The organism is Bacillus sp. JJ1474 (assembly GCF_036965225.1).
Lineage (GTDB): Bacteria > Bacillota > Bacilli > Bacillales > Cytobacillaceae > Cytobacillus.
Genome location: NZ_JBALPC010000070.1, coordinates 1 through 6,280, shown reverse-complemented (window position 1 = coordinate 6,280; position 6,280 = coordinate 1). Strand labels below are relative to the sequence as shown.

Sequence of the window (6,280 nt, the reverse complement as noted above, 5' to 3'; positions counted from 1 at the left end):
CCCATGCCCATGCCTGGAACACCGCCCATGCCCATACCTGGAAGTCCTAAAATACGTTGGTAATCATATGTCATATTTTTCACCTGCTTTTTTTATAGTCTTTTACATGCTATGCTAAATTTAATTTTGAGAGCTTTTACTACTGTTAAATAGGCAAATATATACTGGTTCTTTTCATTACAAAAAGTGGTCGGTCAATTGGGTCTTATTGGAATTTAAGTTAATTCATTGGAATACAAAAGCAGAGTACAAACAGGGGAGATAGGAAAAGCAAAAATAGAAGATTACCTTGCTTGTCCTATCTTTTTATCATCTGAACCAGCGCTTCCAGCTTCTTTCTTCTTTCGGCACGTGCTTGAATGGCTTGATCAATGGTTACAGTGATAAAGCGGCACTTGGATAATGGTCTTGATTGAGCGATTAAATCCAGGTCTTGGCTAATAACTGTGCCAATCGTGATAAACCCCCCACCCGTTGTTGCGTCATTTTGCAAAACAATCAGTTCTTCCTCATTTGTAAATAATACAGAACCAATCGGATAGGCAATATCAACCACATTGGAAAAGCTATTTCCCGCACCGAATGGCGGGTTCTGCTCGGTAAATGACACCTTTGGGCCTTTATAACGGTAAGCAACCCGATTTGATTCATGTGATACTGTCCATTCTGAATTTAGAAAGGTTTTTAGTGCAAGGTCATTCATTAAATAACCCGTAATGCCCATCATTACCCGTAATTCTTGAAAATCACTAAAGGATGGAATAAACTCACTTGGTATCGTTTTGCCGATTTGCTTGAATGCTTCATGTAATGGCTCATTTATTTGGATTCTGTCTCCCGCTGCTAATTTTCTTCCTTGAAAACCGCCAATTCGACTTAATTCATAGGTAGATTTACTGCCCATAACATTAGGAACATTAATACCGCCCGTGATGAATAAATAGCTTTTTACCCCTTTAGGGCAAGCCCTTATTATCAAAACATCCCCTTCTTTTACTTGGTGGGATTCCCAGAAAGAGATTGGCTTGTTATTTAAATAAGCTTCCATTGGGGCACCTGTTAAGGCGATAATGCATTTTTTATGGAACTCAAACTCTCCGCCGATTAACGTCATTTCAAGCGCTGCACAATCTTCGGGGTTACCGACTAGAAGATTTCCAATCATAAACGAGTATTTATCAGCCGCTCCTGATGGAGGTATACCCAAATGATACTTTCCCACTCGTCCCATGTCCTGTACAGTTGTCCACAGCCCAGCATCCTTTACCTCTATCATTTAAAAATCCTCCATTAGCTCTTGGATATATTGTTTGCCTTTTTCGGCATATTCAAGTGGAGATAGGTCAATTTCTTTCATTTTAAGGCGATACTTACCTGCCTTCTCTTCACTCGTAATCTTATGATATTCAGATTCATTTATTGGACGGTATTTCCAAATATCGCCCGGCCTTGCCAAAAAGGAGGTCTCCTTTAAATCTTCTGAGTGATTAGGCTGATCGACTACAGAAACGGCAGACCTTCCTATCAGCTGATAGGTACCTGGTCCGCTTACAGGATAAATGACATTGAATGCTCCGCCAAGACCCATGCCTCTTTCCGGTGTTTCCGTTCGGGGGCTATTGTATTTAGGTGCTTGAATGATTTCGTCTGGCTGTAATCCAAGGGGGAAATGCCAGGCCGTTCCTGGCAAAAAACCGACCATCGTAATTAAATAGGGAGTTTCCGAATGTGCTTTAATAAATGCTTCCTTATCTGTAAATCCATTTACTTTCATGACAAATTCGAAATCAGATAAATCGGGTGAAGGGTGTCTATTCCGAAAACGGAAAGAAAATTCCTTTGACACGGGGTCATCATACCATGCCGGAATTTCCACTATTCGAACTGAAAAATGCAGCTTTGTTGGATCGCTTTTCGTTAAATCAATGTCTTTTAATAAATCTAGTAAATCTCTTGATGGGATGATATCCGGATTGTAGCGGACTAAATAAGATGAATTGGATGGAACAATCTCCATAATCCCCGGGATTTTTCTTTTTCTCAGCTCGTCCGTTACGGCCAATGCTTTAAAGTTACTCTCAATCCTCATATCACGGGATATTTCAGCATAAATATACTCATCCCCGCCGAAATTAAAATGAGTTTCAGGCAAGTTAAACATTTGGAGTCACTCCTCTCATTACTTCAGCTTTTTTATTCGTCTGCTGATTGTTGCTGGACTCACTCCTAGCACCTTGGATAATTTGTCGGCTGTTCGATATTTTTGCATTCCCCGCTCAATTAATTGGGTTTCTAATTCTTCAACAGCTTCTTTCAACGGCATCAGCTCTAAAACAAATAACTGCTTTTTCTTCTTTTCCACTTCACCGTACAGATATTTTAATGCGTGTTCCCGCTGAATCCATTCACCCTCTGTCAGTAGTATTAATCGCTCGACAATATTTTGGAGCTCCCTTACATTTCCGGGCCATGCATACGTCTCCAATACTTCAATGGCTTCTGGGGTGAAGCTTTTTTTAATATCATACATTTGTTTAAATTTCTCCAAAAAATAAATCGACAAAGGCAGAATATCTTCTTTTCTCTCACGTAAAGCCGGAATACGAAATGGAATGACATATAATCGGTAGTATAAATCTTCCCTAAACTCTCCTTGATTGACCATTTCCCGTAAGTCCTTATTTGTCGCTGTAATAATCCGAACATTAATAGAAATCGGCCTTACCCCGCCTATTCTTGTCACTTCCCGCTCCTGTAACACACGCAATAGCTTTACTTGCATATTTAAAGGCAACTCACCAATTTCATCAAGAAAAAGAGTGCCATTATTAGCGATTTCAAATAAGCCCGCTTTTCCATTTTTGTCTGCACCCGTAAAGGAACCTTTTTCATAGCCGAATAGTTCACTTTCGATCAAGTTTTCAGGTATCGCCCCACAGTTAATTCGAACAAACGGCTGCTTGCTTCTAGGACTCGCAGTATGGATTTGCTGGGCAAATACTTCTTTCCCGACTCCAGAATCACCTTCTAGTAAAATAGTTGAATTAAATTGGGCTACTCTTTTTATTTCTGTTACTAACTGTTCAATTTTTTTCGAACGGTACACAAGCCGTTTTTCGTTATTATTTAATTCGTGTCGATTATGTAAGGTTTGATCTGAATCGTCCTCTGATTGATCTTTGAGTGAAGTGCTTTGCTGAGTTATATCCCTTGAAAGCACAACGACTTTTTCTAATTTTCCTTCGTGATAAACGGGAGTCGCAACAGACCAAACTCTACTGCTCCCAGTAAAATCTTGAATGGCTGTCACCTTTTTCTTTTGCTTCTTGCACAAATCAAACACATTTGGCTGAAAAATATTCCTTTTCGAGAATTCATCGATATTTTTCCCGATGATATTCTCAGGCTTTTCCACCTTCCAAAAGTCTCCTAGAAACATGCCAGCGACACGGATGATTTTTCCACTTCCGTCAATTACGAGTATTTGTTCTTGGGACGATGCATAAACAGCCTGTAAATCCGAATTTAAATTTCGAACGAAGTCTAGCTCCTGTACAGCTTCCTCAAAAACTTCTCTAGAGAAAAAAACATGGACAAGTCCTGTTATTTTCCCATCAATCTGTAAAGGATAAAAATTTCCGCTTATTTGTTTGAAATTAATCGATGAGTTTACACTTACAAGTGTTTCCCCGTCCATTACTTTATCAAGATCTTTATCATTCGTTAGAAGGGTTTTATAATTTCGAAGCATTAGAAATGAACTTGGAATCCCTAAAATATTTTCAGCTGTTTCATTAATAAATTCAATTTGGTAATGAACATTTGTTCTGACAATCCCTACGCCCGCTCCATGTAATAGCAGATTGATATCTTTTAATCGCAACTCACTAATGTGGTGCCTTGCCTGTTCAATAGTCGTATAACCAACAAATTCTTCCTTCTCATTAACCCCAATTATTAAAGAAACATTATGATAAAATTCAACCGGAGAAAACTGCGGAACTTTTAAAATATCATTTCTATATGTAATGGGCTGTGTTAGGTCCGAGGCTTGGGCAATTTGATTCAATAAAAGCTCCTTCGTACAATAACCTACTAGAGACCCTTGATCTGTTACCAAAACAATATCCAAATTTTGATTGGAAAAATGGTGAATAACATCCTCAATTGAACTGCGAACATCAACAAAGATTGAAATCGGCTTCAGAATATCCTTCCAAATAATCAACCTATCCGACCCCTCCTGTTAGAACGAACCTCATTTACACCTATTATACTTTTTCTAGAAACAGATAGGAAATTAATAGCCTGAATATAAAGATATTTTCACTTATTCTGACTTATCGCTTTATCATACGATTCAGGAGTATCAATATCAAATAAAATGCCGCGATCATCCATAGAGATGGATTGACGATGGGGGATTTTATTCATTATCGCTTTTGCGCCACGATCCCCTTGGAGCTCCATAAATATATTTCTATTTGGATGACCGAAAAAAACGGGATGACCTGTAATTCCATGATATTCAGGCTGAATAACGAAACCTTCGTGTTGTTTGTTAAGCAAATCTTTTCCGAATTGATAAATGGATTGAACAGTGCTTTCTGCAATAAAAGGAAGATCGCCGAGGAATACCATCACCCCGGAATGGCAGTCTCCTGCGTTTATAATGCCTGTCTTTAAAGAAGACCCTTGCCCAGATAAATAATCTTCATTGAATACCCAGCGAAAACGCGGATCCTCAATCAAAATAGATTTTTGTATTTTAGCAGCTTCACAGCCAATAACCGTTATGATTTCGGAAAAATCAGCTGAGAGTGCAACTCGAATGACATGCTCTAGAAGCGGAAGTCCATTTAATTCAAGTAACTGCTTAGGCTGCCCCATTCGGGATGACGTACCGGCGGCAAGAATTACAGCACAAACGGATGGGTTAATTGTATGTCCTTTCATACGGGCTCCTTCGTATTTGATGCTCGATGAATATATTCAGATCCTTGTAAAAACCCGCCTGAATGGCCATTTTTTTTCGCAACTACCTCCGCTAGAATACTAAGGGCGATTTCTTCTGGTGATACAGCTCCAATATCTAAACCAATTGGACTGTACATTCTATTAAGTTCATTTTCATCGAAAAAAACACCGGCTTCTTCCAGTCCCTCTATCATCCGAATGCGGCGGGAGCGTGGGCCAAGAACACCAATATATGGCGATGGTGAGCGCAATACAAACTTTAATGTTTCCTGGTCCCTCTCAATATGGTGATTCATCACTACGATATATGTTCTTCGGCCAATCTTAATTTTCTCCTGAAATTCACTCGTTTTGACGATCAGCCTGTTTGTCCCTGGAAAACGTTCCTCATTATTGTAAAATTCCCGCTGGTCTACAACAGTTGTTTTGAATCCTAATGAAACCGCATATTTTGCCACAGGAATGGCATCGTGCCCAGCACCGAAAATCATCAATTCAACTGGGGGAATATATACATCTATAAAAACATGAACATCATTGCCGTCCGGCAGGGTAAATACCCGTGTCTCTGATTTTGGATTTGATTCATTTAATTTTCTTCTTGCCAACTCGATTACCCTTAGGTTAATATCCTCATCGCCAAGATCGCCAATCGTTTTGTGGCTTCCAGAAATAAATAAGCGGCAAGGCTCATTCGTTTGTTGTGATGGATTGATTGGCAGGATTGTCGCCAGAACACACTCCTGCTCTTCCTCGAAACTCGTTAACCATGCTTCAAATGGTGATAGGTTTAACATTTTACCCCTCCATCAATTATTTAATAAGGCTCGACAGGTTCGATATAAATTTTCACTGTGCCCGGGCAGCCAAGTCCGAGTCCCCAGACTAAATCCTCGTCTAAATCGTATGTCTTTAAAATAGGGGCGCCTGAAGCTATTACAGATTTTGCCACTTCAGCAACATCCGACTCCAAACATCCTCCTGAAATCATCCCGATCATATTGTCTTCCTCATCAACCAGCATTTTCGCCCCTTCTCTTTTATAAGCTGAACCCGCAACACTTACAACAGTGGCTAATGCCGATTTCCGGCCTAATTTTCGTGTGTTATTAATGGCTTCAATTATTAATTCATTGTCAGTCATACTTTTACCTCCTAAAAATATTAAATTATCCCAATTTAAAAAGGGGCGTTTCTCAATTAAGATCCGCCCCCTATTCTATTAAACTATTTTTTAAAACAATGGTTACCGTTTAACGTTGATTTCCTTCATTGCGGGCACCAGTAGCACTCTTTGGTTACC

6 protein-coding genes are annotated in these 6,280 nt (G+C 39.4%); all 6 read right to left on the bottom strand.

Annotation, left to right across the window (positions count from 1 at the left end; genetic code table 11):
* Nucleotides 1–298: 298 nt before the first annotated feature.
* Nucleotides 299–1,276, bottom strand: coding sequence for a biotin-dependent carboxyltransferase family protein (locus tag V7164_RS10405; RefSeq protein ID WP_335345909.1), 978 nt, complete (start codon nt 1,274–1,276; stop codon nt 299–301).
* Nucleotides 1,277–2,161 (bottom strand): 5-oxoprolinase subunit B family protein, encoded by an 885-nt coding sequence (locus tag V7164_RS10400; protein WP_335345910.1) that lies wholly within the window; start codon nt 2,159–2,161, stop codon nt 1,277–1,279.
* 18 nt (nt 2,162–2,179) lie between these two features.
* Nucleotides 2,180–4,228 (bottom strand): sigma 54-interacting transcriptional regulator, encoded by a 2,049-nt coding sequence (locus V7164_RS10395; RefSeq protein WP_335345911.1) that lies wholly within the window; start codon nt 4,226–4,228, stop codon nt 2,180–2,182.
* A gap of 98 nt (nt 4,229–4,326) precedes the next feature.
* Nucleotides 4,327–4,956, bottom strand: a complete 630-nt coding sequence (locus V7164_RS10390) for a nucleotidyltransferase family protein (protein WP_335354044.1) — start codon at nt 4,954–4,956, stop codon at nt 4,327–4,329.
* Nucleotides 4,953–5,774, bottom strand: coding sequence for an XdhC family protein (locus V7164_RS10385; RefSeq protein ID WP_335354043.1), 822 nt, complete (start codon nt 5,772–5,774; stop codon nt 4,953–4,955). Before V7164_RS10385 ends, V7164_RS10390 begins: the two co-directional genes overlap by 4 nt.
* Nucleotides 5,775–5,794: 20 nt before the next feature.
* Nucleotides 5,795–6,121, bottom strand: coding sequence for an XdhC family protein (locus V7164_RS10380; RefSeq protein WP_335354042.1), 327 nt, complete (start codon nt 6,119–6,121; stop codon nt 5,795–5,797).
* Between the last annotated feature and the right edge of the window lie 159 nt (nt 6,122–6,280).